Here is a 25,273-nt window from a genome sequence, read left to right on the forward strand (position 1 = left end):
TGTTGCCTGGCTTTCATCGTCCTCCCCGCGGGGCCGGCGGCGTTTCGCGGGTCAGCTTGAACCGGGTCGCTTTGACCACTCCACCAGCCCCCAGTATTCCGCCCAGAGTTGCTGTGGAAGCGGCCAGTGAAGGATCGGAACTGAGCTGCACCAGCTTTGCCCCTTCCTCGTACCGTGAGAGCTTGTGAGCCGGACCAATGCCTTGGTCTTCGCCGGGTTCCAGGACCACCGGATTGGTCATGGTCACCGTAACCCTGTCCTTGGTGTCCGGATTCGCTTTGCCTTCCGCGCCGGGAACCCAATCCTGTTCGTGCTCCAAGTGCAGGCTCCCGATGCCGGCTTCCGGGGTGATCCCGCCGACGGGTGATCCAGCTGTCACCACAAACTTGAGGTCATACTCGGCGAGGAACGCTTGGTCCTTGCTCAAGTTCATGGCATGGATTCCCCCTTGGCTGTGGCCGACGGCCACCACCGTTTCGCCGGCTGCGGCGCCTGCCTCAAGCAACGCCTGACGGACGGCCTTGCTGGTTTCCGTCGAGTTGTAACCCAGCGCTTCGGCAATCCCGGCTTCGTCCAGTGGATTGCTGCCTCCGGGCGGATTGCCCGGCTGCGTGCCCGGAATCAACACCACCCACGCGCGTTCTCCGTCCTTATCTACTTGGACCACTTCAATTTCGGCCTCTGAAGTGGTGCCGACGTGATCCAATTCCCGGAGCATTCCTGCGGCCGAAAGGTCCACGCTCTTGGTGGCGATCTCTCCCCTGCTGGCCGAAATAGGACGCGGCCTGAGGAAGGCGAATGCGGGAATCGCCACGATCGCTCTCAGGACGGCGCCCACATCAGTAGGTCCGACGATCGCCCCTGAAAGGTTCGCCGCTGCCGGGGGTAGCCCCATCATCAGCGCCAATATCCGGGTCAGATCCCGGACGGCTCCTTCTGTGGCGCCCCTCCCGCCGAGGTCCAGGGGGTTCGGACCAGTCGTGAGGACTGGCATTCCCATGCCCATCCGCAGCCTGATCGCCGCGTGCGATTCGGCAAACTCGTATTCACGGTGGCTTGCCCTGACATCGTTCCCAATCCGTTGAAGCTGTTCGCGGACCCGTCCAATGTCCCGGCCGCTCTCGCCGACGGCAATGATGGCGTTGCTTCCGCTCGTATAGGACGAGGCCTGGTACGGGAAGAGAGCCGCCCTCACCGCTTCGGCTTCCACTTCAATGGCCTGCAGTTGGAGCACGAGTCCGTCAAGCGCGGCAGCGCCAGCAAGCAACTCTTCGAATTGGAAGCGGATTCCGCCCACTCCGCCGCGTATCCGCAAAGTGCCATCCGGGCCGGGTGTTCGAGGGTTGGGAGTTCCGCCCGCACCGATAGGAGCGACCTCGGCCATCAGAAGCCGGACTGGGGTTTCGATGCCACATTCCGGGCATGGCGGAGGGTGGCGGCAGCGGCCTCGCCCAAGGCATCACGCCCCCTTCGAAGGGAGGCGGCCTGCAAAGCCAGCGTGGTCCGGTAGGCGCGGCCGGCCGGGGACTCCCATTGCTCGAGTTGCAACTGCGCCAGCTTGGCAAGAACGGCGTCGGCTTGGTCCGCGCAGACGCTCATCCTCCGCCCGAGCTTCTGGATTTCCGCGGCTCGTGAAATACATTGCTGCGAATCCAGATCCGCTCCTCCGGCCGCCATAAGAATGCCGCTCAAGACGTTGTCCTCCTCCATGTCCATTGATGTTGTGGCAGCGACGCTACGTTGTGCTCCGGTGGCGCGGAACCGCCGTGACCGGCTATGTGGATAACCTGCCGGAAACACTGCCAGGAAGAGGAGGCCGCGATGTTATGCACATAGTGAAGTCCGGCTTGATGGCGCGAGCCGAGTTCATGAAAGAATTGCCCCATGCCTGAAACCGTCGCCGCCGCTGTTACCCGTACGCCCTCCGGACGCCTGGCTCTCGCCGCGTCGCCGGAGCCGATCGCCCTGGGCCCGCTGGACGGCCGGTACCAGTCCGCCGTCGCTCCCTTGGTCGACTATTTGTCCGAGGCCGCTCTCAACCGCGACCGCGTGGCCGTCGAGGTCGAGTGGCTCATCCACCTGACCAGCAACAACGTACTTCCCGGCGCCGGGCCCCTGAGCACCGAACAGCAAGAGAAGCTGCGCGCCATCGTCACCGAGTTCGACTCCGCTTCCGTCGCGGAACTCGCTGAAATCGAAGCCGTCACGGTCCACGACGTCAAGGCTGTCGAGTACTACATTGGCCGCCGCCTCCCCGCGATCGGTATCGAGAACCTGACCGCGATGGTGCACTTCGGCTGCACATCGGAAGACATCAATAACCTTTCCTACGCCTTGGGCGTCAAGGGTGCCGTGGAAGATGTCTGGCTCCCTGCGGCCAGCGCCTTGGTGAAGCAGATCGAAGCGATGGCCGAGGAGAACCGCGCCGTCCCGATGCTTTCCCGCACGCACGGCCAACCGGCCACTCCCACCACTCTTGGCAAGGAACTGGCAGTCATCACGCACCGCCTGAGCCGCCAGCTGGACCGGGTTTCCAAGACCCAGTACCTGGGCAAGATCAATGGCGCTACCGGCACGTATGCCGCACATGTCGCTTCCGTTCCCGGTGCCGATTGGGAGGCCGTGGCCCAGTCCTTCGTTGAAGGCCTGGGACTGACGTGGAACCCGTTGACCACCCAGATCGAGAGCCACGACTGGCAGGCAGAGCTCTATGCCGACGTCGCCCGCTTCAACCGCATTCTGCACAACGTCTGCACGGACATCTGGAGCTACATCTCGATTGGCTACTTCCGGCAGATCCCGGTTGCCGGCGCCACCGGCTCCTCCACCATGCCGCACAAGGTCAACCCGATCCGGTTCGAAAACGCCGAAGCCAACCTGGAGATTTCCAACGGATTGTTGGACACTCTGGGCGCGACGCTGGTTACCTCCCGTTGGCAGCGAGACCTCACTGATTCTTCCTCGCAACGCAACATCGGCGTCGCATTCGGGCACTCGCTCCTTGCAATCTCGAATGTTGCCAAGGGACTGAAGGCCCTTGACGTTGCCGAGGAAGTACTGGCAGCCGACCTCGACACCAACTGGGAAGTCCTGGGCGAGGCGATCCAGATGGTCATGCGCGCCGAGGCCATCGCCGGCGTCGAGGGAATGGAGAACCCGTACGAGCGACTCAAGGATCTCACCCGCGGTCAGCGCGTCGATGCCGTCCGCATGCAGGAGTTCGTCTCGAGCCTGGGATTGTCTTCCGAAGCCGAGGCACGCCTCCTGGCACTTACTCCGGGCAAGTACACCGGTATCGCGGACCAGTTGGTGGACCACCTGAAGTAGAACGCGGCGCTGCGGACCCGGCGTTTCCGGATCGATGTAAGGAACTGTGTCAGCATGAGGCTCTTGCTTATCCGCCACGGGCAGACCCCCGGAAACGTCCTGGGGCAGTTGGACACGGCGTTTCCCGGTCCGGGACTGACTGAACTCGGCGAACGTCAGGCCGCTGCGCTCCCGGAGTCCCTCGCCAACGAGGACATCACGGCCATCTATGCGTCCACGCTGGTCCGTACCCAGCTGACGGCCGCCCCGCTTGCAAAAGCCCTAGGGCTCGAGGCCACTGTGTTGCACGGCCTGCAGGAGATTGAGGCCGGGGCCTTGGAGAAGCTCACCGACCACGAATCGCACCACCGGTACATGAGCACCGTTTTCGCCTGGACCGACGGTGAACTCGACCTCCGTATGCCGGGCGCGGGTGATGGCCACGAGTTCTTCGCCCGCTACGACGCTGCCATTGCCAAGGTGGCAGCGGCAGGCGACGAAACCGCCGTCGTGGTCAGCCACGGTGCCGCGATCCGCTGCTGGGCAGGTCGCCGTGCCGTGGATGTCGGCCGCGAGTTCGCCGCCACCCACCAGCTGCAGAACACCGGAATCGTGGTGCTCGAAGGCGACCCGGAGGGCGGCTGGCACCTGCTGCACTGGGACCAAAGCCCGGTAGGCGGACTTGCCTTGGCCGACCGGACGGTCGAAGATCCCACCGGCGACGCCATCGAATGACGGCTGCTTGAGGCCAACCCCAACGCACCGGTATTTCTCCGGACGCTTACGCGCAGGAAACACCGCGGTAACCCCCGCTTCTTAGGCTTGATAGGCATAACCCCCTCCGGCGAAAGAGGTTCCGATGCAGACCAATCCGCGGCTCAACATCAGACAGGTCACCTGGGCTAACCCGGTGGGTGCAGACCTCCGCGCGGCGCAGCAAGCGGAATTGGACGCCCGGTTCGGCAACTCAGACCACGAGCCCGGACCCGCGCCGTCGGAAGCGGACACGGCCGTTTTCGTCGTTGCCTACGAAAAGTGCTCCGGCCAGCCCCTGGGTTGCGGAGGGCTAAGGATTCTGGATGCCGAAACCGCGGAAATCAAGCGTCTATACGTCGTCCCCTACGCGAGGGGCTCAGGAGTGGCCAGCTCTATCCTTGCCGCGTTGGAGGCGCAGGCGCATGCCCACGGTTTCAGCATGATCACAGCGGAAGCGGGTTCGGCCCAATCGGATGGCCGCAGCTTCTACGAAAGCGCCGGCTTCGCCGCAGTGCCCAACTTCGGCCCCTACATTGGTGTCAGCCACTCGCACTGCTACGCCAAGCCGATCGATTCGCACAGCGCCTCGCACACGGCGATGGCCTAAGGACAGGCTGGCCCACCGCTCCAGGCCTGCCGCCCCACCGATCAATCCAGGCTGCGTCCGCCCTGCCCCAGATGGGCCCGATTCAGTGCTTCGATTTCTTCATCGCTCAGGTCGTCGAAGCTCTTGGCCTCGTGCTTGTCGCTCCGGGAGAACCGGACGAACATCAGGATGATGAGGGGAAGATCCACGATCTCCGCGAGGAACCACATCAGGTCTCCTGCGAGTTGCTGGTCCCGTAGCGGAGAGGGAAACCAGCCTGGCTGATTGCCCAAGACTGACGTGGCGCCGTCAAGAATTCCCGGACTGAGCCGCATCAGGACCCCAGGCACCGCATCGGCGAGCAGCTCAATAAATACAAAGATGAACTCGACGACGATGAGCGATGAGGTGCGTCCTGCGCCGTCTTCCATGATCGGTACGGTCATGAGGAGGCCCATGGCGGGCACCAGCAGCGTCAGGATGACGTCGGCGGCTGGGTTGGTCCGGAGCACGTAGAAAAACGGGGTCAGGAACACTGTGAACATGGCGAGTCCGAGAAGCGCCGCCACGAGCGTGTTGCTGAGCATGCGAACGAGCCGGTGCCCGAGTACCGCTTCCAGCCTCGCAGCGCCAACGGGGCAAAGGGTCTGCCTTGCAAGGGTTAACGGCTTGCCCAAGCCAATCAACAGCGGGACCACAAACAGGTAGGACGTCACTTTGAGGGTGAACGCCCACCGTAGGTCGTGGCTGTACGTTCCCGGGAATCCAAAGCTGAGGGCCGCGAAACTACCCAGGCCCAGCACGAAGAAGGCAAACGAGTTCCACAGAGGCCAGCGGATATCCCGACGCTTGGCAGCAATCAGGCCCTTTGAATACAGGACGACTGCGGCAATAAGGATGACCAGGGCGGGCCAATTCATTGACCAGGCGCCCAACACGGCGTTTAACGGTGGCATGGTCAGTGGTCCACGTCGGAAGGCCGGGTGCTCAGCCCGGCACTGCGATGGGTTTTGTCGATCTTCATGGTGTTCCTCCAGCGCTTTCCCGGTGTGCCGCATGGTGCGCGAATCGGCGTGTCGTGTTGTGCCCTGAACCGGGTGCACCGTATCCATGTTACGGAGTCGCGCCAAGCATGGCACACCGCAGGAGACGCGGGCGCCCGGCCTCGGCTAATCTCGCATTATGGAAAAGGCTGACATCACGTTCCGGACCCGCAAGTGGATACGTCCGGAGGACCTCAACGCCAACGGCACGCTGTTCGGTGGAAGCCTGCTGAAATGGATCGACGAGGAAGCGGCAATCTACGCAATCCTCCAACTTGGAAATGGCCGCGCCGTCACCAAGTACATCTCCGAAATCAACTTTGTCAGCTCGGCCGTTCAGGGCGACCTAGTGGAGATGGGCCTGACCGCAGTCCGCTTCGGCCGGACGTCACTGACCATGCGAGCGGAAGTGCGCAACATGATCACCCGCGACAGCATCCTGACCATCGAGGAAATCGTGTTCGTCAACCTCGGGCACGACGGCCGGCCGGAACCGCACGGCTACACGGAAATCACCTATGACCGTGACCGCATCCCCACGCACCACTTGACGCAAGCGCTCCACGAGGACTGAGCGCCCGACGTCGGGCCCTCCTAAAGCGGCAGGCCCCCTAAAGCGGCGGGCCAGTCCAAAAGCAGTTCCCCGGAAACGGGTGCTGGCGGCCGCGAAATTCGCGGCCGCCAGCTTGTATTTCCGGTGACTGGAGTGATGTCACCGGAACTTTGGGGCGCCCGGAACGGGCGCGGCGCCTCAGTGAGGCTGCGGTCAGCGCCTGTCGAAGGTCAGGCCGCCGGGGACCTGGAACGTAGGCATGAGTTCCAGCATCCCCACATTGACGTGGCGCGGGGTTTCGATGGCGTAGTCGAGGGCGTTGACGATGTCGTCAGTGGTCAGCGACTCGTAGCCCTCGTAGTAGGTCTTCCACGCTTCTTCCATGGCTTCAGGCGTACCGCCCATGTTCCGGCCGAAGATCTCGGTTTCCACCCTGCCGGGGCAGATCTCGGTCACGCGGATGCGCTTGCCGACCGTGTCATTCCTGAGCTGGCGCGAGATCTGGTGAACAGCTGCCTTCGTGGCGTGGTACACCGTGTGGCCGTAGAAGTTGTAGACGCCGGCGATGGAGCTGATGTTGATGATGTGGCCAAGGTCGCGCTCCACCATGCCCGGCAGGACCAGCCTCGTGAGCTGAAGCAGGCCGCGAAGGTTGACGTCGATGAGCTCGTCGATGTCCTGCTCGGACGAGTCCAGGAGGTTCCCGGGCCGGGATACTCCGGCGCAGTTGACCAGGACGTCGACCTTCAGTTCGCTCACGACGGCGGTCAGGGCCGTTGTGTCAGTCAGGTCAACTACGTGCGGGATGGCACCCGTACGATCGGCCAGTTCGCTGAGGCGTTCCTCGTTGCGGGCCACGGCGTGAACGGTCAGGCCCCTCTTGGCCAGGCGCTCCGTGATCGCGGCACCCATACCGGTTGACGCTCCGGTGACGAGGGCGGTGTTGTAGTCGGAAAAAGACATCGGTTCTCCAAAGAGTGGAAATGGAAGGCACGAGCTGTGCCGGAGGTCAGCGGCGCCTAAGCGTCGCGCAGGGGTTCGTGGGCCCGGTCCTTGACCGTGCTCACGGCTGCGAGCGTGCCGAGGGCTGTGATGACTGCGTAGAAGGCGGGCATGTAGATGTTGCCGGTGCTGCTGATGAGCCAGGTCATCAGCAGCGGGGCCGTTCCGCCGAAGAGCGCAGAGGAGATGTTGTAGCCGAGGCCGTAGGCCGAGTACCGAACCCGGGTGGGGAACAGCTCGACGATCAGGATGTGGATGACGGCCGTGTGACCGGCGAAGACGATGGCCATGATCGAGGCGCCGAGGATAGCCAGGCCCATGTTTCCCGTTGCGATGAGGGCGTAGGACGGGATGCCCAGGATGGTCATGGCGATGGCGGAGCCGGCGATGACCTTCTTGCGGCCGATACGGTCGGACAGGGCACCCATGAAAGGAATGGCGATGCAGATGACAACCAGGCTGCAGGCGGTGATGAACAGTGCCTCGCCGATGGTGAAGTTGAGCTGCTTGCCCTTGAGGAACGTGGGCATGTAGGAGAACAGGACGTAGTAGCCGGAGCCGTTCATGAGCGGGATGAAGAGGGCCAGAACCATGGCCCGGCGGTGCTCAGCGGACTGGAAGGCTTCCTTGAGCGGGTTCTTGGAAAGGCCGCCCTCTTCCTTGAGCTTGGTGAAGTTGGGGGTGTCCGCGATGGCCTTGCGGATGTACCAACCGATGATGCCCATGGGAATGGCGACCAGGAAAGGTATCCGCCACGCGAAGGAGCCGAAGCCACCGCCGTCGATCGCGGCCTGGGTGAGCCAAGGAGACATGGAGAACGCCACGAGGGTGCCGGTGAGCAGTGCTGCGAACGAAGCGATCTGTGCGTAAGAGGTGATGATGCCGCGCTTGCCTTCGGGGGCGTGTTCAGCGAGGAAGGTCATAGCGCCGGCGGCCTCGCCGCCAACCGAGAAGCCCTGCAGGAGCCGCAGGAGGACAAGCAGTATTGGCGCCGCGATGCCGATGGCGGCGTACGTGGGCAGGATCCCGATACCGGCAGTGGCGACGCTGATCAGCAGAATGACGAAGACCAGTAGCTTTTGCCTGCCGATCCGGTCGCCCAGGTATCCGCAAACAACTGCGCCAAGGGGCCGGACGAAGAACGAGACTGCGTAGCCGGCGAAGACGAACAACAAGGCGTTGTCCGGGTTACCGGGGGCGAGGAACACCAAGGCAAGTGTTCCGGCCATGAACGCGAAGATGCCGTTGTCATAAAGTTCCACGAAGATGCCAACGCAGCCTGCGGTGACAACCTTGCGCGTTTGACGGCCTGTGAGCCGTTCATGCTGCACTTGTGCAGCGTTGGTGTTAGCGGTCATGACATTTCCTTCTTGATGTTGAGCGTAGCAACGCCTATTGGTTTTGACGACAGGTTTTTAGCTGCATGCCGCAACCGGGAGGTCCTGCCACTGGGGTCGGCATCCAATGCCAAGTAGTCCGAAGACTGTGTTGACGGATTCGCGGAGGGTTTCAAGCTGCGCCCGCGAGCGCCGGTGGGCGGAAGTTGCCTCCGCCACTGTTGTTTTCCTGAAGCGGACCTTGTCGCCCGGGCGGGCTTGGGCAAGGACGTCCAGGCCATTACTGGTGACCACGGCGAGGACTGGATATCCGGCGGTGACGCCGCGACCCCGATGCAGTACCAGCAACTCTTCCCGGGAAGGAACCTCGACGGCGCCCACGGGGACCCCGCGTGAAAGCACTTCGCCACTTGAGGTTCTTTCCGGAAGTTCACCGCCGAGCCTCAAGCCGATGTGGTTGCTCCGGCCACTCACGGCGTATTCCGAGGTGAAGAGCACCTCGGCGGAATCGCCGAATTCGGCGACATCCGGACCGTCGGTCACATCGACCATCAGTTCCTGCCCCATGTCCGGCCGTTCAAGGCCAAGCCGGAAGAGCGGGAGGTCGAAGTACGGTTGGCGAACCGGTCCAACGCTGCGGCGGGTCAGGAGCGTGGCCCCTTCCTTGAGCTGCAGGCCGAAGCCCACAACGGTGTCTGGAGCACAACTGCCCAGCAGCGTCGGCGCCTCCACGGAGCCGTGGATTGCCAGGTAGGCGCGGAGGCCCCGGTTGATTCCCCGGATGGCCACCGTCTCGCCTGCACGGACCGAAACCGGTTCCCACTGGCTGCACTGACGCCCTCCGACGGTGAGTGTCAGCGGAGCCCCCGTTATTGCGATCAGGATGTCGGACTGCGCTTTCATCCTGAAATCGAGGGCCGTGATCTCCACGAGCGGATCGTTGTCCAGGTTGCCGGCCAGGATGTTGGCGGCCCGGGCTGAGTACTGGTCCAAGGCGCCGTTGACGGGAAGTCCAAAGCGCGGTCCGCGGAAACGGCCAAGGTCTGTGACCACGGCGTTTCCGGGTTGCTGGATGAGGATGTGCCCGCTCATGGCGTTGGTTCCAGTTCCTTGCCGGCATATGAGTCGAAATCTCCGGCCTCGATGCGCCGGAACCGAAGAATATCTCCGGGCTTGTAGGGGACCAGCGGTTCGCGGCGAATGTTCAGGACGGTCAACGGGGTCTGGCCGATGACGCACCAGCCACCGGGTGCCACTGCGGGTGCGATGACGGCTTGGCGTCCTGCCACTGCCACCGCCCCGGCCGGGACGCTGAGCCGGGGATCCTTGAGGCGGGGCACAGGCTTGAGGAAGGCTGGGCCGTCCATCATGGGCGAGCCGGCTGGAGCACCCAGGCAGCGGACCGTGTAGGTCTTTTCGGTATGGAGGCGGATGACTTCCGCTGTGGAGATGCCCTGGTATTCGGCTACTTTCTCCAGGTCGGGACCATATTCGCCGCCGTAGACCACCGGGACGTCAAATTCACGGGGTGCTGCTGCGGTACCTGCGGACCGGGCCATTTCGAGAAGTCCCAGCTTCACGAACGCGCGCACCTGGCGGGCCGACACGAGGACTGGGTCGAATTCCACCAGCACGGAATCATAGGTGGGAACCGCGCCATGAAGGCCCTCGGCGCCACAGCTCTCCAGCCAGTCAGCAAGACGGTGGACCGTGAGCCAGTTGTCCTCGCTTGCTTCAGCAAGGGCGACGACGCGCAATGCGGAGTCTCCGGATTCGTAGATCTCGGTGGGAGCCGCTGTGAGAACGGACATGTCAGGCCGCCTTCCTCTTGGCATCCATGACTTCGGTCAGGGGGGCGATACGGACGCCGGCCGAAATGAGCTCCGAGCGGATGAACCGGGCGAGTTCGACGGCTCCTGGATTGTCCCCATGAAGCAGGACAGTGTCAGTGGCGATGTCGATGTCAGTGCCGTTGGCGCACCGGATCTTGCCCTCGCACACCATGCGGACGGTTCGCTCGACAATGGCCGAGGGATCGTGCAGTACGGCACCGGGCTGGCTGCGCGGGACCAGTGTCCCGTCTTCCTGGTAAGCACGATCGACGATGCCCACAATGGCCACGTCCAGGCCGACTGAACGTGCCGCCTTGGCCAACTCGCCCTCCTGCGCGACCACGATGAGTTCGTTGTCCACGCGGGCGGCGGCCTCGGCTACGGCCTCAGCGTAGTCCGCCCGGACGGCTACGAGATTTCCGAGCCGGCCGTGCGGCGCAATGTGGCTCACCTTGGTTCCGTGGAAGGCGGCGAAGCCGTTCAGGGCCCCTAGCTGGTACAGGACATCCGCGCGCACCTCGTTGGCAGTCAGGCCCATGTCCCGGCGGCCGAAACCACGCAGGTCCGGGAAGCTCGGGTGGGCTCCAATACCCACCCCGCGGCGAACGCATTCAGCAACGGTGGCGTCCATGATGTCGGGATCGCCCGCGTGGAACCCGCAAGCGATATTGGCGCTTGAAACGATCTCCAGAAGATCGGTGTCGCTGCCTATCGTGTAGGCACCGAATCCCTCTCCAAGATCCGCTACAAGATCAATTATCGGGTTCACGTGGTTCTCTTTCCGTGGTTCTGTATTGGGGTCCGGCTATTCCATACGAACGCTGAAATATCGGAAGAATTCAGTTGCCTGTGCGATTGAAAGTGTTTGTCTAAAATTCTTCAATCAGAGGAACTCTCGGTAATTCTTTGGTGATAGAAGTCTCGCACCGACGAACTTCGGGCACAAAGACCTATTCGCTATCACGGGATAGCTCCCGGTTATGACCTACGGCACACATGCTGCCGGAAGTGGCCGCATGCCGCCGCGGCCGGAGGGCAATGTGCCCGAAAGTCTCATAGGGTGCTCTTTACGTGACGATCGATTTGTGGGGCAGCGCGCCAAGTGCGTCTATATTTGGGTATCGGGACAATTGGTTGATGGGGAGTCAACGAACTGCCGGTAAGGATTGGGAAACGCCACCATGGGGATGTGGATCTCAAATTACTCGTTGAGAGACAGGTCACACAAAGACGGATTGTGTGTCCCTACATAGAATTTCCTTATGGCATCCAGGCCCCGATGAGGGCCTGGAGGAAGGCAGACCCATGGACACGCGGAAGCTCTCATACTTTGTAAAGATCGTCGATTCGGGGAGCATCACCAAGGCCGCCGCCGCGCTCCACGTCGCCCAACCTGCCCTCAGCCAGCAGGTGTCGGCGCTGGAAAGCGACTTGAAGCAACGCCTGCTGATCCGCAGTAAGCAAGGAGTCGAGCCAACCGCCGCGGGACACACCCTCTATCGCCACGCCCAGACCATCCTGCGGCTCGTCGAACAAGCGCGGCAGGACGTAGCGACATCCGGGGCCGCGCCGTCCGGCAGGGTATCCATCGCGATCGCACCATACAGCATGGCCTCCAGCCTGACGCCGCAGATTATCCGCGAGGTTGGCCGGCGTTACCCGGACATTGTGGTGCACCTGACGGAGATCTTCGGCGGCGTATTGAGCGAGGCGATCAAGAACGGCCGCCTCGACATGGCGTTGATCTATGAACCAGGAAAGATCCGCGGAGTCCAGTTCACCACGATGATTGTGGAAGACCTGCACTTGGTGACCCATGAAGACGTTGATGTGGCCCATGGTCGAACAACGGTCACGCTTGAAGAAGCCAGCAGCCTCGGACTATTCCTCCCCGAAAAGAACCACACCCTGCGCCAGATCATCGAGAAGGGACTGGCCGACCAAGGATTGCCCCTGCGGCTCGTAGGCGAAGTGGAATCGGTTCCGTCGCTTGTTCGGCTCATCCGAGCAAACCTCGGGGCCACCGTCCTACCTAAGTCCGCCGCTGATGCGCTCTTCCCTGATGAGAACTTCAAGGTATTGCGGATCGTCGAACCGGCCCTGCAGAGCAAGATTGCCCTGTGCACCCCCGACCATGAGCCGCTGTCCGAGGCCGCCTCTGCCGTACTCATCCTGGTCAAGGAGATGCTCCAGCAACAGTTGATCAGCAAGTACGCGGCCGATGCATCCGACGCTTGATCCATAACATTGCCTTATCCGGACAGACATCTTTGGTCTTATTCACCGGCGTTTTTATTTCCTATTATCGAATTAGCAAGTAATTCGAAGCGGCTCACGGATTCCGTGAACCCAATCAAAGGAACAGCGGTGAAAAAGATCAGCCAGACCCGGTGGGTTTCGAATCCAACCCTCGGAGCGATCAGTGCACGGACCGGATTCCACTGCCCAAGGAACGGTTTCTGGCGTCCTGTGGGCGGCGCGGGCGAACCCCTCTTCGTCTTCGAAGGAAGCCTCATGCCGGCCCACGCCGGACACAGCATCGAATGGTATCTGGTCGATGCCCGGCCAGGACACCCCGGGCTGGACTGACTCGGCTAACCACGCCGAACGGCCGCCCCGGCAACCCGCCGTCGTCGGCTTCCCTCTCCACCGCACCGCTCAAGGCGCCTTGCCCCAGGCAAGGCGCCTTCTTCGTGCCCGGAAAGGCGCGCAAAAGGCCGGCCACCGTATTCGGTGACCGGCCCCAGCTGGAAAATCAGTCTTCGACGAGAAGCCCCTTGGCCTTCAGCTTCTCCGTCAGCCCGCACAACTCAATCGTGGTGCCTCCGGCGTGGTAGGCCTTGATGAGCTCGCGTTCGGCATCGTCGCGGGCCTGCGAGAGCGCAATGACCTCCTCGGCTTCCTCGCGACGCACCACCACGACGCCGTCAGCGTCACCGCGGAGGATATCGCCGGGGTAGATGATCTCATCGCCGAAGACGAGCGGGTGGTTGATCGGCCCAAGGGTCTCCTTGACCGTTCCCTTGATACACACGCTGCCCGAGAACACCGGGAGGCCGAGTTCGATGAGGTCCTGGGTGTCCCGCACGCCGGAATCCGTCACCATCGCCGCAATGCCCTTGGCTTTCATGGCATTGCCCAAGACATCGCCGAAGGTTCCGGCGTCGGAAAATTCCTGCGCACCGACCAGGACCACGTCGCCGGCCTGGGCGTAGTGGATGGCGACCTGCAGCATGAGGTTGTCCTGCGGGGCACAGGCCACGGTCACGGCCGGGCCGCAGAACGACATGGAGCGGTCGATCGGCTTGATCTTGGAACTCAGGGCGCCCCTGCGGCCCTGGGCTTCGTGGATGGTCGCGGAGGAGAACGCCGCGAGGCGGCTGACGACGTCGGCGTCAGGCCTCTGGAATTTGGTCTTTACGTGGATCATTTCCTGAATCTTTCTCTTGGCTGGCTTCTATGTGCCCGGAGGGCTTAGTTGAGGGCGCTGACTGCCTTGCGGATCGAGTCCACGCCGGCGTTGATGGTCTCAAGCGATGTGGCGAAGGAGATCCGGAAGTACGGGCCAAGGCCATACGCCGAGCCCTGGATGACGGCAACCGCTGCCGCGTTGAGGAGGTACAGCGTGAAGTCCTGGTCGTTTTCGATGACGGTCCCGTCCGGAGCAGTCTTGCCGATGACGCCGCTACAGTTCACGTACGCATAGAAGGCACCGTCGGCCGGCGCGACGGACAATCCGTCAATGGCGTTGAGGCCTTCGACGGCGACGTCCCGCCGCTTGCGGTACACCTCCACGCTGTCCCGGACGAACGACTGGTCACCGTTCAGCGCGGCTGCCGCGGCTGCCTGGCTGACCGACGACGGGCAGGAGGACGTCTGCGACTGCAGCTTGTTCATGGCCGCGATCAAAGGCGCCGGGCCCACGCCGTAGCCAAGGCGCCAACCGGTCATGGCGTAGGCCTTGGAGACACCGTTGACCAGCAGGATCCGGTCACGCAGGGAAGGAACCGCCGTAACGAGGCTCGTTACCCGGCCGTCGCCGAAGTGGATTTCGTCGTAGATTTCGTCGGTGAGGATGTAGACGTGCGGGAATTCCTCAAGCACGGCACCAAGTGCCCGCAATTCTTCCCGTGAGTACACGGCTCCTGTCGGGTTGGATGGAGCGTTGAGGATGAGCCACTTGGTCTTGGGCGTGATGGCTTCCTTCAGGGCGGCCGGCGTGAGCTTGAAGCCAGAGTCTTCTCCGCAAGCGACGATCACCGGGGTGCCGTCGTTGGCGAGGACCATGTCCGGGTAGGACACCCAGTACGGTGCCGGGACGATGACCTCGTCGCCCTCGTTGAGCGATGCCATGAGGGCAACGTAGAGGACTTGCTTGGCCCCGCCGCCGATGGTCAGCTGGTTCGCTGCGTAGTGCACGCCGGTGTGGCTTTCAATCCGGCGGAGGATGGCGGTCTGCAGCTCGGGCGTTCCAGTCACCGAGGTGTATTTGGTCTCGCCGGCGTTGATCGCTTCGATAGCGGCCGCCTTGATGTGGTCGGGGGTGTCGAAGTCCGGCTCGCCGACGGTCAGGTCGATGATCGGGATGCCTTCGGCTCGTAGTTCGCGGACGCGGGCGGCGGCCGCAACGCTCGCTGAGGACTTGATGCGGGTGACCCTCGATGCCGGCAGGTACTCGGACATTGTCTTCTCCAGAATCGTGAAACTCAGGATTCGGGTGTCGAATCCCCAATTTCGAGACTAGGCACTGCCGGGCGCCGTGGATAAGACCTAATGTGCGTGGATCAATAAGAGACCCTTATGACCGCCTGATCCATATGGGAAATTTTGCGCGGTTTAGGCCCAATTCATTCCCATAGGGGAATCTTCTATGCACTTTCCTTATGGGTTCACGCGGTATTGGTATTTCCGCGGCTCTGCGAACGCCGCCTAGATTTCATAGACCAGAAGAGTTAGCGAAGCGTCCGAAAGGGATCCAATGCCAGCCCCATCCGGCTCCTTTCGGGGCCCGCCAGCCACCGGCAGGTACACGTACCGGGCCAAGGCGCCAGTGGCGCGTGAAGACCGCGCACCGGCCACCGGTGAACACGACAAGCTCATCCATTCGCTCACGGCCCATAAGCAACTCTTATCTCAAGCAACAAGCGCCATCAGGGCCCTGACCGCTGCCCGCAACGAGATGATCGCCCAGGCCCTTGAAGATGGGCTCAGCGTCGCGACCATCTCCGCCGTGACCCGGGAGAATATGCGTACCGTCCGGACCATCGGGCTAGCCTATGGTGACCTTCATCCGAGCGGCCTTTCGCGCAACGCCCATCTCGACGCTTTGAAGGCCAAGAGTGCTGATCTCCACACGGCCGAAGAACACAGGGGACGCATCGAGGAGCGCAGGGAGGCACTGATCGTCATGGCCCTCCGCAGCCGGGCGTGCGACGACATCGAACTTGCATCGCTGACCGGCCTCACGCCGGACCACATCCGCAAGGCCACCCGCCGGATCCGACGGCCCGCCTAGGCCTCGCGTCCTCATTCTTTCTTTGCCGGAGGCGTCCTGCAGCTAAACAGTTCCTGTGTTCCTGTTTTCCTGGCGATGAGCACTGTCAATGCGCGGGCTGACGTTGAAATGGGTTCAAAATGTTGGATCGATCGCGCACCAACGCTCCAGATGCGCTTGACACCCAGCACCCGGTCATGCTCATCCGTGGCAACCAAGGGCGGACTTCCCTGCCCTGCCACGGGCCTGCGTTTCCAGCACAGACTCACTACCGTCGCGTGCTCCCAGAATTCCACGGCAGTGACGAAGAATTCGCGCCCCTCATCATCCAGGAACAGCCCGGACTGCGGGACGTAAACAGCCCGAAGATCGTACTCCACGGGGGCTGAACGCCTCGCAACCGGCGGTTGGGCAACGGCTGCAGTTTGTTGAGGATTGAGATCTGGTTGCGGGACCACGGCATGCTCCATTGAAATTGCGGTCGACCCCCTCCTCGACCGCCCCCAAGCGGCCTCGGGATATCCAATGTAGCTCCGTCCAGGGACCTCCGGAAGAGTACCGACTACCTACCTAATTCAGTAGCTCGACGGCGTGTCACCTGTCCCGCCAAAGGGCGCTCCGCCGTCGGGGGCTGTCGGGATGAACTTGTCCGCGAGGGCTTCCGTGCCGCGCGCCAGCAGCGCGACATCGGCGCCGACCAGGACGAATGAAGCCCCGGCGTCCATGTACGCACGCGCCGTGGCTTCGTTGAAGGCGTTGACGCCGGCGGGCTTGCCTGCGGTCTTCGCCGCCGTGAGGCAGTGCTCGACGGCGGTGCGCACCTTCGGGTGTTCCTGCTGCCCGAGCAGGCCCATGGACGCGGCGAGGTCGGAGGGCCCGAGGAAGATGGCGTCGACGCCGTCGACCGCGAGGATCTCTTCCACGGCGGCGACGGCGGCCTCGGTTTCGATCTGGACCGTGACGCTGATGGTCTCGGCGGCCCGGGCGAGGTAGCCCGGGATGCGGTTCCAGCGCGAGGCCCGTGCCAGGGCCGAGCCGACGCCCCGGACCCCGTGCGGCGGGTAGCGGACAGCGGCGACGGCGGCCTTGGCTTCCGCGGCGGAGTTGACCATGGGGATGAGCAGGTCCTGCACGCCCAGATCCAGGTATTGCTTCAAGAGCACGGTGTCGTTGACCGGCGGACGGACGACGGCCTGGACGGGGTAGCCGCGGACGGCCTGGAGCTGGGCGAGGATGGATTCGAGGCCGTTGGGGCTGTGTTCGGCGTCGATCAGGAGCCAGTCCAGCCCGGCCCCGGCGCACAGTTCGGCGATGAGCGGGCTGCCGGAACACACCCACATCCCGACGAGGGGCCGGCCGGCAGGGCCGCTTTGGTTCCGCAGGGCTTCGCGGAACGTGCGGTCTGGTTCTACTCGAACCGGCATGTGACAACTCCCAACGGTCCGTAGTCGGCGTGGACGGTATCGCCTTTGTACACCCACATGGGGCGGGTGAAGGAGCCGGCGAGGATGATCTCCCCGGCTTTCAGCCCGTCCCCGTGCGGGGCGATCTTGTTAACGAGCCAATGCACACCGTTGGCCGGGTGGTCCAGGACACCGGCGGCGACGCCGGTTTCCTCCACGGCCTGGTTCTTGTACAGGATCGCCGATACCCAGCGGAGGTCGACGGCGTCCGGGCGGACCGGGCGTCCGCCCACCACCATGGCGCCCATGGCCGCGTTGTCCGAGATGGTGTCCACGATGGTCCGGCCCTCCATCTCGATCCGCGAATCCAGGATCTCAAGGGCCGGAACCACGTAATCGGTGGCGTTCAGGACGTCGAAGATGGTGCAGCCAGGCCCGGACAGGTCCTTCTTCAGCACGAAGGCGAGCTCGACCTCCACCCGGGGGTGGGTGTACTGGTCCCACGGCACGGAACACCCGGTGTCCAGCACCATGTCGTCGAAGATCGCGCCATAGTCCGGTTCCGTGATGCCCGTGGCGTCCTGCATGGCTTTGGACGTCAGCCCGATCTTGCGGCCCACCAGCTTCCGGCCCGCTTCCTCGTTGCGGCGCCGCCACAACTGCTGCACGGCGTAGGAATCCTCCACCGTCATCTCCGGGTAGCGGGCAGTCAGGCGCGGAACCGGGGTCCGGCTCCGGCCTGCCTCCAGCAGTTCGTCCGCAATGGTTTCAATCGTCTTCGGATCAAGCATCTCCACACTCCGTTCGGCCATCCTGCGGTCAGCATACGTTGAAGGCTGCGGCCTAGAGCTGCGAGCCGACCTTGAAGCCCTTCTTTTCACCGGCGGAGCCGTCCTCGTCCTGGCGGGTGTAGGAGAAGCCGTCGGCACCCACGGTGACCGCCATTTCGCTCTTTTCCTCGCGGATGATGACCGGCTGCGGGTTGCCGTCCAGGTCCAGGACGAGGGAGGCCTCGGTGTACCAGGACGGGACCACGGGGTTGCCCCACCAGTCGCGGCGCTGGTTGTCGTGCACGTCCCAGGTGACGGTGGGGTTGTCCGGGTCCCCGGTGTAGTAGTCCTGGGTGTAGATCTCGATGCGGTGCCCGTCCGGGTCCAGGATGTAGAGGTAGAAGGCGTTGGAGACGCCGTGCCGGCCGGGGCCGCGTTCGATCCGGTCGCTGATGCGCAGGGCGCCCATCTTGTCGCAGATCTGGATGATGTTGTGCTTCTCGTGCGTGGAGAACGCGATGTGGTGCAGGCGGGGCCCGTTGCCGCCGGTCAGGGCGGTGTCGTGCACGGTCTGCTTGCGGTGCATCCACGCGGCGTAGGTGACGCCGTCGGAATCCTTGATGTCTTCCGAGACACGGAAGCCGAGGTCCTCGAGGTACTTCCGGCCGCGGGGGACGTCGGGGGTGACCTGGTTGAAGTGGTCCAGGCGGACCAGCTCCCCGGCGGAGTAGAGGTCGTAGCGCTGGGTGAGGCGTTCGACGTGCTCCACGTCGTAGAAGAACTCGTACGGGAAGCCCAGCGGATCCTCGACCCGGACGGAGTCGCCGACGCCCTTCGTGAAGCCATCCTTGCGGCGCTCCACCCGGCAGCCGAGCTCCTTGTAGTAGGCCTCGGCGGCGTCCACCTCGGCCGGGGACTTTACCCGGTACGCGAACGCTGCCGCGGCGGCGACCGGTCCCTTGCGCAGGACGAGGTTGTGGTGGATGAACTCCTCGAAGGAGCGCAGGTAGATGGTGTCCTCGTCTTCCTCGGTGACGTGCAGGCCGAGGAGGTCCACGTAGAACTCACGGGATTTGGCAAGGTCCGTGACCACGAGTTCAAGGTAGGCACAGCGGACGATATCCGGCGCCGGGACGGTGGGAGTGGGAACGAAGCTGGTCATGGGGTTCTCTCTTCTTTGAAAGGGGACTGTGGTGTTCGGTACCCAACTGACTCGCATTTGTTGTCGTTTTGGAGCCCCATAACGACATCTACTGCGAGTTAGTTGGGTTAGGCGCCGAATTTGGGGGTGTGAACAGCGCCGAGCGTGATGTGGACGGCCTGCTGGTCGGTGTAGAAATCGATGGAGCGGTAGCCGCCCTCGTGGCCCAGACCGGAAGCCTTGACGCCGCCGAAGGGAGTGCGGAGATCGCGGACGTTGTGGCTGTTGAGCCACACCATGCCGGCCTCGACATTCTGCGCGAAGTTATGGGCGCGGGTCAGGTTCTGGGTCCAGATGTAGGCCGCCAGGCCGTATTTGGTGTTGTTCGCGAGGGCGAGCGCTTCGTCGTCGTTCTCGAACGGGGTGATCGCGACGACGGGACCGAAGATTTCCTCCTGGAAGATCCGTGCATCCGGCGCGACGTCGGCGAACACGGTGGGGGCGATGTAGTTGCCTTCTGGAAGGCCTTCCGGCCGGCCGCCTCCAGCAAGGAGGCGACCTTCGGACTTGCCGATTTCCACATAGGACGCGACCTTTTCGTAGTGCTCGGGGTGGACGAGGGCACCGACCTGGGTCTTGGGGTCGTGCGGGTCGCCGACGACGATGTTCTTCGCGCGGGTGGCGTACTTTTCGCAGAACTCGTCATAGATGGCGCGTTCGACGAGGATCCGGGAGCCGGCGGTGCAGCGTTCCCCGTTGAGGGAGAAGACCCCGAACAGGGCCGAATCGATCGCCGCGTCCAGGTCGGCGTCGGCGAACACGACGCACGGCGACTTGCCGCCCAGTTCCATGGACAGGCCCTTGAGGTTGGCTGAGGCGTTGCGGAAGATCGTCTGCCCCGTGGTGGTCTCCCCGGTGAAGGAGATCAGCGGCACGTCCGGGTGCTTCACGAGGGCGTCGCCGGCTTCCTCGCCGAGGCCGTTGACCAGGTTGAACACGCCGTCGGGCAGGCCTGCGTCCTTGAAGATCTGCGCCCAGAGCGAGGCCGAGAGCGGGGTGAACTCGGCAGGCTTGAGGACCACGGTGTTGCCGGTGGCCAGGGCCGGGGCGAGCTTCCACGACTCGAGCATGAACGGGGTGTTCCACGGCGTGATGAGGCCCGCGACGCCGATCGGCTTGCGGTTCACGTAGTTGATCTGCGAACCCGGGACCTTCATGGCGTCGTCGAACTGGGCCACGATCAGGTCCGCGAAGAAGCGGAAGTTCTCCGCCGCACGCAGGGCCTGGCCCTTGGCCTGGGTGATCGGCAGGCCTGTATCGAAGGTTTCGAGCTCGGCGAGGCGCTCTTCCTGGGCTTCGACGGCGTCGGCGATCTTGTTCAGCACGCGGGCGCGTTCGCGCGGCTTCATCTTCGGCCATGGACCGTTAACGAAGGCTTCGCGGGCTGCGGCGACGGCAAGGTCGATGTCTTCCTTCTGCCCGGCCGCGGCGGTGGCGTAGTTACCGTTGGAGACCGGGTCCAGGACGTCGAAGGTCTTCCCGCTGACCGAGTCAACGAACTTGCCGTTGATGAAGTGCTGGATGTGGGTGGGAAGGTCCTTCGGGACGTAATGGGAGGTGGTTTCTGGTGCAGTGAACGTCATTGTTTTTCCTTTACTTTGGCAACGCGGGGTCACTTACGGCCCATGTTGTGCCGTTTAATGGGCGCTAACTGACCCCGCGTTGCTTTGTGCGAGGTACGCGTCCAGGGTGGCGCTACGGTGGCGGCGGGCGGCTTGTTCGATGGTGTCGGCGTCGGCGTTGCTTTCAATGAGCTGAAGCAGCGCCTCGTGCTCCTTGACGGATTCCTGCGCACGGCCGGGGACGAAGCGGAACGTCGAGGCCCTGATCGAGGCGAGCCGGTTCCAGCCACGGTGCACGAGGTCAAGGATGTGCGGATTGGGACAGTGTTCAAAGAGCACGCTGTGGAAATCCTGGTTCAACGCCGTGAAGCGGACCGGATCGAAATGCTCCAGGCAGTCCCGCATCTCGGCATTGACCGCACGGGCCCGGGCAATGTCCACTGCGCCGATCAGCGGCGCGGACAACGCCGTCGCGGCCCCCTCGATGATGCTCAGGGTCTGCATCGTGTACAGGTACTCGGTCGGGTCGATCCCGGAGACCGTGGCGCCGACGTTGCGCTCGAACTTCACGAGCCCCTCGGCCTCCAGGCGGCGGATCGCCTCCCGGACCGGGACCACGCTCACGCCCAGGTCCTCGGCGATCTTCGCCAACACCAGCCGGTAACCCGGCGTGTAGGTGCCCTCCACGATGCGGGCCTTCACGGCCGCATACGCCTGCTCGGACTTGCTCCCGACGGCGGTTTCAGTCACCCTGGGCTCCTTCCCACTCCTGGTAACGGGCACGCCACTGCGCGTTCATCGGATACAAACCGTCCACGCTGTTGCCCTGCTTGACCATCTCGAAGATGAAGGCCTCTTCCTTCTCCTGCTCGATGCACTCCTCCACGAGTTCCCCGGCGATGGCCGGCGGAATCACCAGGATGCCGTCCGAGTCGGCCACGATGATGTCCCCGGGCTGGACCGTGGCCCCGCCGCAAGCGATGGTGATGTCCGTGTCCCAGGGGATGTGGCGCCGGCCCAACACGGCCGGGTGCGGGTTGGCGAAATAGGTGGGCATGTCCAGTCCTGCCACCGCGGAATAGTCGCGGACACCGCCGTCGGTGATGATGGCCGCCGCACCGCGCATCTGGGCGCGCAGCGCGAGGATGTCCCCGACCGTCCCGGTGCCCTTTTCGCCCCGGGCCTCCATGACCAGGATTTCGCCTTCGTTGACGGAGTCAATGGCGCGTTTCTGCGCGTTGAACCCGCCGCCATGGGTTGCGAACAGGTCCTCGCGGTTGGGGACATAACGCAGCGTCCGGGCTAGCCCGACCACGCGGCGGTCCGGACGAGTGGCCTGCAGACCGTCGATGCTCACGTTGTTCAACCCGCGCTTGCGCAACTGGCTCGACAACGTGGCGGTCGCGACGCTTTCGAGTTTCTTCTTCAGCTCCAGGCTCAGTGCCGGCGCCGGATTTTCCAGCGGCGGCAAGCCGGCCGCTTCGCGGGAACCGTACGCTTCCTCCCGCTGCGTGTCATCGGCCTTGGGCCGGGCACCGAAGTCCGCGAACGCCGTCGTACCCTCCGTGACTGTGGTGGTGAGACGACCCGAGCCGAGCCCGCCGGCGGTCACTTCAACCTCGACGACGTCGCCGGGCTGGGCGACCGACGCCCCGGCCGGGGTGCCGGTCAGGATGATGTCGCCGGTTTCGAGGGTGAGGAGCTGGGACAAATCGGCGACGAGCCGGGCGAAGGGGAACAACAGGTCTTCGGTGGTGTCGTCCTGGACGAGTTCGCCGTTGTGCCAGCACCGGATGCGCAGTCCGGAGGGGTCGACGTCGGCGGCCGGGATGAGCGCGGGACCCACCGGGGTGAAGCCGTCCCCGCCCTTGGACCGGAGGTTCGAGCCCTTGTCCGCGTAGCGGAGGTCATAGACGCCGAGGTCGTTGCTCGCGGTGACCCACTGGACGTGGCTCCACGCGTCCTCGATGCCTACGCGGCGGGCAGGCTTGCCGATGACCAGCGCGATCTCGCCCTCGTACCCGAGGAGTTCGCAGCCGGCCGGACGCTCTACCGCAGAGCCACTCAGCGCAAGGGACGACGATGGCTTCAGGAAGTATGACGGCTGCTCAGGCGTGCGGCCGCGCTGGGCCGCCCGGCTGGGGTAGTTGATGTGCACCGCGATGACCTTGCGGGCCGCGGCCAGGATGTGGTCGGTGACCTGTTCCAAGATTTACTCCTCATCGAGTACGAAATCGTATACGATAACTATGACCCGGGAGTTTCGGGACGTCAACCCCCGAACAGATCCCGTGGCTTGTTTCCCAATCCGGAGCCTCAAGCGGCGGCCTTGGAAACAGTCTCCAGCGTCAGGGTGGACCGAGAAGGCCTTGTAGCCCACGTCACCCCTGCCGTACAGTTGGAATCCAATTCAGGGTTCAAATAGAGAATTAACAGTTCTATAGTTGAACAACCACACAATGAAGTGAGGAAAGCCCATGCAGTTCCACCACCACGGCTATGTGTCCGGTGACCCGCGAATCCAAGCGGCCGCGGGCGTCGGCATCGATAGGCCCACTGACCTTCCCGACGAAGTCGACGTGCTCATCGTGGGCAGCGGGCCAGCCGGCATGCTCGCCGCCGCGCAGTTGTCCCAGTTCCCGGGCGTCACAACCCGGATCGTGGAGCGCCGCCCCGGCAGGCTCGCGATCGGCCAGGCCGACGGCATCCAGGCCCGAAGCGTGGAGACCTTCCAGGCCTTCGGCTTCGCCGAGCGGATCATCGCCGAGGCGTACCGGATCACCGAGATGGCGTTCTGGAAGCCGGACCCCGCGGATCCGTCGCGCATCATCCGCACAGCCCGCGCCCTCGACGATCCGACAGGAGACATCAGCGAATTCCCGCACCTCATCGTCAACCAGGCGCGCGTGCTGGACTACTTCGCCGAGTTCATGGCGAACTCCCCCACCCGCATGTCTCCCGACTACGGATACGAGTTCCGCGGCCTCGAGGTCACTGGTGACGGCGACTACCCGGTCACGGTTACCCTTCTCCACACTGCGGGACCCAACGAAGGCCAGGAGCGCATCGTCCGGGCCAAGTACGTCGTGGGGGCGGATGGTGCGCGGAGCAAGGTGCGGGAGTCGATCGGCTGCACGCTGGCCGGCGACCAGGCAAACCACGCCTGGGGCGTCATGGATGTCCTTGCCGTCACGGACTTCCCCGACATCCGCACGAAGTGCGCCATCCAGTCCGGTACGGGCGGCAGCATCCTCCTGATTCCGCGCGAAGGCGGCCACCTCTTCCGGATGTACGTTGACCTGGGCGAGGTGGACCGGAATGACAACCGTTCCGTGCGCAGCACCACGATCGAGCAGATCATCGCCAAAGCCAACGACATCCTCCACCCCTACACGCTCGATGTGCGCAACGTCGCCTGGCACAGCGTGTACGAAGTGGGCCACCGCCTCACCGACCGGTTCGACGACGTCCTGCCGGATGAACGCGGCACCCGCACGCCACGCGTTTTCATCACGGGCGATGCCTGCCACACCCACAGCGCCAAAGCCGGGCAGGGTATGAACGTCTCCATGCAGGACGGCTTCAACCTGGCCTGGAAGCTCGGGCACGTCCTCGAAGGCCGCAGCCCGGAGAGCCTGCTGTCCACGTACTCGGCCGAGCGCCAAGTCGTTGCCAAGAACCTCATCGACTTCGACAAAGAGTGGTCCACGCTCATGGCGAAGAAGCCCGAGGAATTTGAGGACCCCGCCGAGCTGGAGAACTTCTACGTGAGCACGGCAGAGTTCCCTGCCGGTTTCATGACCCATTACGCCCCCTCAGCCCTCATCGCCGAGCCAACACACCAGGACCGGGCCACGGGATTCACCATCGGCAAGCGTTTCAAGTCCGCGCCCGTGGTGCGCGTCTGCGACACCAACCCGCTACAACTCGGCCACCAGGCCAAGGCGGACGGACGGTGGCGCATCTACGTCTTCGCGGACGCGGCGGGGGCCGGAACGGCACAAGGGGGAACGTCGCCCGTCGTCGACTTTGCCGAGTGGATCGCGAACTCGCCGGACTCGCCGCTGGCCGCAACGCCGTCGGGCGCTGACCGTGACGCGTGGTTCGACGTGAAGGTGATCTATCAGCAGGAGCACACGAGCGTCGACATCGGGGCCGTGCCGGAGGCATTCAAGCCTCAGGTCGGGCCGTTCAAGCTCACGTACCTCGAGAACGTCTACGGCACCGACCCTTCGGCTGACATTTTCGAACTGCGCGGCCTTGACCGCAACGGCGTCGTGGTTGTCGTGCGGCCGGACCAGTACGTGGCGAACGTCTTGCCCTTGACCGCGACGGCGGAACTCGCCGCGTTCTTCGCGCCCCTCCTTCGATCGGGACGGACCTCGGCAGTGTGAGCTCTTGGGACGCGGGGCGCACCGAGCTGCGGAA

25 protein-coding genes are annotated in these 25,273 nt (G+C 63.7%); 8 read left to right on the top strand and 17 right to left on the bottom strand.

Annotation, left to right across the window (positions count from 1 at the left end; genetic code table 11):
* Positions 1-13: 13 nt before the first annotated feature.
* Together QRN59_RS11165 and QRN59_RS11170 are read right to left on the bottom strand one after the other, a co-directional pair.
* Positions 14-1,384: a hypothetical protein gene (locus QRN59_RS11165; protein WP_284982592.1), complete on the bottom strand. Its 1,371-nt coding sequence runs from the start codon at positions 1,382-1,384 to the stop codon at positions 14-16.
* Positions 1,384-1,692: a hypothetical protein gene (locus QRN59_RS11170; protein WP_284982593.1), complete on the bottom strand. Its 309-nt coding sequence runs from the start codon at positions 1,690-1,692 to the stop codon at positions 1,384-1,386. Before QRN59_RS11170 ends, QRN59_RS11165 begins: the two co-directional genes overlap by 1 nt.
* Positions 1,693-1,884: 192 nt before the next feature.
* Here QRN59_RS11170 and purB point away from each other — a divergent pair, with 192 nt between their 5' ends.
* From purB to QRN59_RS11185, 3 genes are all read left to right on the top strand, one after another.
* Complete coding sequence (purB, locus tag QRN59_RS11175) at positions 1,885-3,327, top strand: adenylosuccinate lyase (RefSeq protein WP_284982594.1); 1,443 nt, start codon at positions 1,885-1,887, stop codon at positions 3,325-3,327.
* A 54-nt stretch (positions 3,328-3,381) separates the two neighbouring features.
* Positions 3,382-4,041 carry a histidine phosphatase family protein gene (locus QRN59_RS11180; RefSeq protein WP_284982595.1) on the top strand — a complete coding sequence of 220 codons (660 nt, stop codon included), beginning with the start codon at positions 3,382-3,384 and terminating at the stop codon, positions 4,039-4,041.
* 124 nt (positions 4,042-4,165) lie between these two features.
* Entirely contained in the window at positions 4,166-4,669 is a 504-nt protein-coding gene (locus QRN59_RS11185; RefSeq protein WP_284982596.1) for a GNAT family N-acetyltransferase, read from the top strand.
* A 41-nt stretch (positions 4,670-4,710) separates the two neighbouring features.
* On the opposite strand, the gene QRN59_RS11190 is transcribed toward QRN59_RS11185, so the two are convergent.
* On the bottom strand, positions 4,711-5,604 hold the full coding sequence (locus tag QRN59_RS11190; protein ID WP_284982597.1) for a cytochrome c oxidase assembly protein: 894 nt from the start codon (positions 5,602-5,604) through the stop codon (positions 4,711-4,713).
* Positions 5,605-5,830: 226 nt separating this feature from the next.
* On the opposite strand from QRN59_RS11190, the gene QRN59_RS11195 reads away from it, so the two are divergent.
* Positions 5,831-6,265, top strand: coding sequence for an acyl-CoA thioesterase (locus QRN59_RS11195; RefSeq protein WP_084784486.1), 435 nt, complete (start codon positions 5,831-5,833; stop codon positions 6,263-6,265).
* 192 nt (positions 6,266-6,457) lie between these two features.
* Here the strand turns inward: QRN59_RS11195 and QRN59_RS11200 are convergent, their stop codons facing one another.
* Genes QRN59_RS11200 through QRN59_RS11220 form a run of 5 tightly spaced genes read right to left on the bottom strand, consistent with a single transcriptional unit; the run spans position 6,458 to position 11,184 of the window.
* Positions 6,458-7,207 carry an SDR family oxidoreductase gene (locus tag QRN59_RS11200; RefSeq protein WP_284982598.1) on the bottom strand — a complete coding sequence of 250 codons (750 nt, stop codon included), beginning with the start codon at positions 7,205-7,207 and terminating at the stop codon, positions 6,458-6,460.
* 56 nt (positions 7,208-7,263) lie between these two features.
* Positions 7,264-8,604, bottom strand: a complete 1,341-nt coding sequence (locus QRN59_RS11205) for an MFS transporter (protein ID WP_284982599.1) — start codon at positions 8,602-8,604, stop codon at positions 7,264-7,266.
* A gap of 57 nt (positions 8,605-8,661) precedes the next feature.
* Positions 8,662-9,675, bottom strand: coding sequence for a 5-oxoprolinase subunit C family protein (locus QRN59_RS11210; protein ID WP_284982600.1), 1,014 nt, complete (start codon positions 9,673-9,675; stop codon positions 8,662-8,664).
* Positions 9,672-10,394: a 5-oxoprolinase subunit B family protein gene (locus QRN59_RS11215; protein WP_284982601.1), complete on the bottom strand. Its 723-nt coding sequence runs from the start codon at positions 10,392-10,394 to the stop codon at positions 9,672-9,674. Before QRN59_RS11215 ends, QRN59_RS11210 begins: the two co-directional genes overlap by 4 nt.
* A gap of 1 nt (position 10,395) precedes the next feature.
* Complete coding sequence (locus QRN59_RS11220) at positions 10,396-11,184, bottom strand: LamB/YcsF family protein (RefSeq protein WP_284982602.1); 789 nt, start codon at positions 11,182-11,184, stop codon at positions 10,396-10,398.
* Positions 11,185-11,720: 536 nt separating this feature from the next.
* Between QRN59_RS11220 and QRN59_RS11225 the strand changes: the two genes are divergently transcribed.
* Both QRN59_RS11225 and QRN59_RS11230 read left to right on the top strand, forming a co-directional pair.
* Entirely contained in the window at positions 11,721-12,653 is a 933-nt protein-coding gene (locus tag QRN59_RS11225) for a LysR substrate-binding domain-containing protein (protein ID WP_284982603.1), read from the top strand.
* 129 nt (positions 12,654-12,782) lie between these two features.
* A complete protein-coding gene (locus tag QRN59_RS11230) occupies positions 12,783-13,004 on the top strand; it encodes a hypothetical protein (RefSeq protein WP_284982604.1) in 222 nt (73 codons plus the stop codon).
* 166 nt (positions 13,005-13,170) lie between these two features.
* On the opposite strand, the gene QRN59_RS11235 is transcribed toward QRN59_RS11230, so the two are convergent.
* Both QRN59_RS11235 and QRN59_RS11240 read right to left on the bottom strand, forming a co-directional pair.
* Positions 13,171-13,845 (bottom strand): 4-carboxy-4-hydroxy-2-oxoadipate aldolase/oxaloacetate decarboxylase, encoded by a 675-nt coding sequence (locus QRN59_RS11235; protein WP_059388748.1) that lies wholly within the window; start codon positions 13,843-13,845, stop codon positions 13,171-13,173.
* A gap of 44 nt (positions 13,846-13,889) precedes the next feature.
* A complete protein-coding gene (locus QRN59_RS11240; RefSeq protein ID WP_284982605.1) occupies positions 13,890-15,098 on the bottom strand; it encodes an aspartate transaminase in 1,209 nt (402 codons plus the stop codon).
* 295 nt (positions 15,099-15,393) lie between these two features.
* Between QRN59_RS11240 and QRN59_RS11245 the strand changes: the two genes are divergently transcribed.
* Positions 15,394-15,930 (top strand): hypothetical protein, encoded by a 537-nt coding sequence (locus QRN59_RS11245; protein ID WP_284982606.1) that lies wholly within the window; start codon positions 15,394-15,396, stop codon positions 15,928-15,930.
* 11 nt (positions 15,931-15,941) lie between these two features.
* Here the strand turns inward: QRN59_RS11245 and QRN59_RS11250 are convergent, their stop codons facing one another.
* The 7 genes from QRN59_RS11250 to QRN59_RS11280 all read right to left on the bottom strand — a co-directional run bounded on the left by QRN59_RS11250 (position 15,942) and on the right by QRN59_RS11280 (position 23,054).
* Positions 15,942-16,289, bottom strand: a complete 348-nt coding sequence (locus QRN59_RS11250) for a hypothetical protein (RefSeq protein WP_284982607.1) — start codon at positions 16,287-16,289, stop codon at positions 15,942-15,944.
* 195 nt (positions 16,290-16,484) lie between these two features.
* A complete protein-coding gene (locus QRN59_RS11255; RefSeq protein ID WP_284982608.1) occupies positions 16,485-17,333 on the bottom strand; it encodes an HpcH/HpaI aldolase family protein in 849 nt (282 codons plus the stop codon).
* Positions 17,318-18,103 (bottom strand): 2-oxo-hept-4-ene-1,7-dioate hydratase, encoded by a 786-nt coding sequence (gene hpaH / locus QRN59_RS11260; RefSeq protein WP_284982609.1) that lies wholly within the window; start codon positions 18,101-18,103, stop codon positions 17,318-17,320. Before hpaH ends, QRN59_RS11255 begins: the two co-directional genes overlap by 16 nt.
* 52 nt (positions 18,104-18,155) lie before the next feature.
* Positions 18,156-19,244, bottom strand: coding sequence for a 3,4-dihydroxyphenylacetate 2,3-dioxygenase (gene hpaD, locus QRN59_RS11265; RefSeq protein ID WP_284982610.1), 1,089 nt, complete (start codon positions 19,242-19,244; stop codon positions 18,156-18,158).
* Positions 19,245-19,351: 107 nt separating this feature from the next.
* Positions 19,352-20,866, bottom strand: coding sequence for a 5-carboxymethyl-2-hydroxymuconate semialdehyde dehydrogenase (hpaE, locus tag QRN59_RS11270; RefSeq protein WP_284982611.1), 1,515 nt, complete (start codon positions 20,864-20,866; stop codon positions 19,352-19,354).
* Between the two features lie 54 nt (positions 20,867-20,920).
* Complete coding sequence (locus tag QRN59_RS11275; RefSeq protein WP_284982612.1) at positions 20,921-21,595, bottom strand: GntR family transcriptional regulator; 675 nt, start codon at positions 21,593-21,595, stop codon at positions 20,921-20,923.
* Complete coding sequence (locus QRN59_RS11280) at positions 21,588-23,054, bottom strand: fumarylacetoacetate hydrolase family protein (protein WP_284982613.1); 1,467 nt, start codon at positions 23,052-23,054, stop codon at positions 21,588-21,590. The genes QRN59_RS11275 and QRN59_RS11280 overlap by 8 nt, the downstream gene beginning before the upstream one ends.
* 268 nt (positions 23,055-23,322) lie before the next feature.
* Between QRN59_RS11280 and QRN59_RS11285 the strand changes: the two genes are divergently transcribed.
* Positions 23,323-25,239 carry an FAD-binding monooxygenase gene (locus QRN59_RS11285; protein WP_284982614.1) on the top strand — a complete coding sequence of 639 codons (1,917 nt, stop codon included), beginning with the start codon at positions 23,323-23,325 and terminating at the stop codon, positions 25,237-25,239.
* Positions 25,240-25,273: the final 34 nt, after the last annotated feature.

The sequence above is a fragment of the Arthrobacter sp. efr-133-TYG-118 genome (assembly GCF_030209755.1).
Lineage (GTDB): Bacteria > Actinomycetota > Actinomycetes > Actinomycetales > Micrococcaceae > Arthrobacter.

Bases quoted from the DNA above. Each gene is read 5' to 3' on its own strand.
- QRN59_RS11235 (WP_059388748.1), bottom strand. From the start codon at position 13,845: ATGATCCACGTAAAGACCAAATTCCAGAGGCCTGACGCCGACGTCGTC.
- QRN59_RS11180 (WP_284982595.1), top strand. From the start codon at position 3,382: ATGAGGCTCTTGCTTATCCGCCACGGGCAGACCCCCGGAAACGTCCTG.
- QRN59_RS11205 (WP_284982599.1), bottom strand. From the start codon at position 8,604: ATGACCGCTAACACCAACGCTGCACAAGTGCAGCATGAACGGCTCACA.
- QRN59_RS11190 (WP_284982597.1), bottom strand. From the start codon at position 5,604: ATGCCACCGTTAAACGCCGTGTTGGGCGCCTGGTCAATGAATTGGCCC.
- QRN59_RS11200 (WP_284982598.1), bottom strand. From the start codon at position 7,207: ATGTCTTTTTCCGACTACAACACCGCCCTCGTCACCGGAGCGTCAACC.
- QRN59_RS11245 (WP_284982606.1), top strand. From the start codon at position 15,394: ATGCCAGCCCCATCCGGCTCCTTTCGGGGCCCGCCAGCCACCGGCAGG.
- QRN59_RS11240 (WP_284982605.1), bottom strand. From the start codon at position 15,098: ATGTCCGAGTACCTGCCGGCATCGAGGGTCACCCGCATCAAGTCCTCA.
- hpaH (WP_284982609.1), bottom strand. From the start codon at position 18,103: ATGCTTGATCCGAAGACGATTGAAACCATTGCGGACGAACTGCTGGAG.
- hpaE (WP_284982611.1), bottom strand. From the start codon at position 20,866: ATGACGTTCACTGCACCAGAAACCACCTCCCATTACGTCCCGAAGGAC.
- QRN59_RS11165 (WP_284982592.1), bottom strand. From the start codon at position 1,384: ATGGCCGAGGTCGCTCCTATCGGTGCGGGCGGAACTCCCAACCCTCGA.
- purB (WP_284982594.1), top strand. From the start codon at position 1,885: ATGCCTGAAACCGTCGCCGCCGCTGTTACCCGTACGCCCTCCGGACGC.
- QRN59_RS11255 (WP_284982608.1), bottom strand. From the start codon at position 17,333: ATGCCGGTTCGAGTAGAACCAGACCGCACGTTCCGCGAAGCCCTGCGG.
- QRN59_RS11225 (WP_284982603.1), top strand. From the start codon at position 11,721: ATGGACACGCGGAAGCTCTCATACTTTGTAAAGATCGTCGATTCGGGG.
- QRN59_RS11195 (WP_084784486.1), top strand. From the start codon at position 5,831: ATGGAAAAGGCTGACATCACGTTCCGGACCCGCAAGTGGATACGTCCG.
- QRN59_RS11210 (WP_284982600.1), bottom strand. From the start codon at position 9,675: ATGAGCGGGCACATCCTCATCCAGCAACCCGGAAACGCCGTGGTCACA.
- hpaD (WP_284982610.1), bottom strand. From the start codon at position 19,244: ATGACCAGCTTCGTTCCCACTCCCACCGTCCCGGCGCCGGATATCGTC.
- QRN59_RS11285 (WP_284982614.1), top strand. From the start codon at position 23,323: ATGCAGTTCCACCACCACGGCTATGTGTCCGGTGACCCGCGAATCCAA.
- QRN59_RS11185 (WP_284982596.1), top strand. From the start codon at position 4,166: ATGCAGACCAATCCGCGGCTCAACATCAGACAGGTCACCTGGGCTAAC.
- QRN59_RS11215 (WP_284982601.1), bottom strand. From the start codon at position 10,394: ATGTCCGTTCTCACAGCGGCTCCCACCGAGATCTACGAATCCGGAGAC.